The sequence below is a fragment of the Wolbachia endosymbiont of Tuta absoluta genome, assembly GCF_059414725.1.
In genome coordinates this window covers 1-518 of the sequence record NZ_JBNRJY010000037.1, presented here as the reverse complement: position 1 = coordinate 518, position 518 = coordinate 1, and the positions used below count along the sequence as shown (strand labels likewise).

Below are 518 nucleotides of genomic sequence, written 5' to 3'. Positions count from 1 at the left end.
CTCATGATCATAATCTTTTTAAATGTTGTTATTTGTTAAAAGTCCTCGCAAACGCGGGGATTTTTTATGAAATAGTCAATAATGTTGCTGAATTGAAATAAATCAGCATGTAGAATATGGGGCATTACTTGGGAGGATATTATGGCTCTTATTTCATTGCGCCAACTATTGGATCGATCGTCGCACTGATCGCGATTATTTATATTTTATTCAATCAATCCAAGTCAAACCCACAAGAAAATGATCGATCTGACAAGGGCCCTTCATTACGCTCCATAACTTTACGTAAAACTTGTGCCTCACGTTCTGGACGATAAAACAACGGATTCTCTTCTGATGCAAATTTTGCTTTAGCAACTGCTTCCGCCAGTTTTGCACGGCGATTGATGAGTTGTTGAATTTGTTGATCGATCAATATTCCTCTATTGTCTTTAATGTCTTCTATGCTGCTTACAAAAACCACTCCTTGTTTCTTAAAGCCCTCTACTATATATTTATTATGAACGATTTCGTGTAGT

1 protein-coding gene and 1 pseudogene are annotated in these 518 nt (G+C 36.5%); both read right to left on the bottom strand.

What is annotated here, in order from left to right:
• Window positions 1–214 precede the first annotated feature (214 nt).
• Window positions 215–415 carry a chorismate mutase gene (locus ACJ5GX_RS00285; protein WP_495292568.1) on the bottom strand — a complete coding sequence of 67 codons (201 nt, stop codon included), beginning with the start codon at window positions 413–415 and terminating at the stop codon, window positions 215–217.
• Window positions 410–518: pseudogene (locus tag ACJ5GX_RS00280) on the bottom strand (4-hydroxy-3-methylbut-2-enyl diphosphate reductase); the annotation flags it as partial. The pseudogene ACJ5GX_RS00280 and the gene ACJ5GX_RS00285, both read right to left, overlap by 6 nt.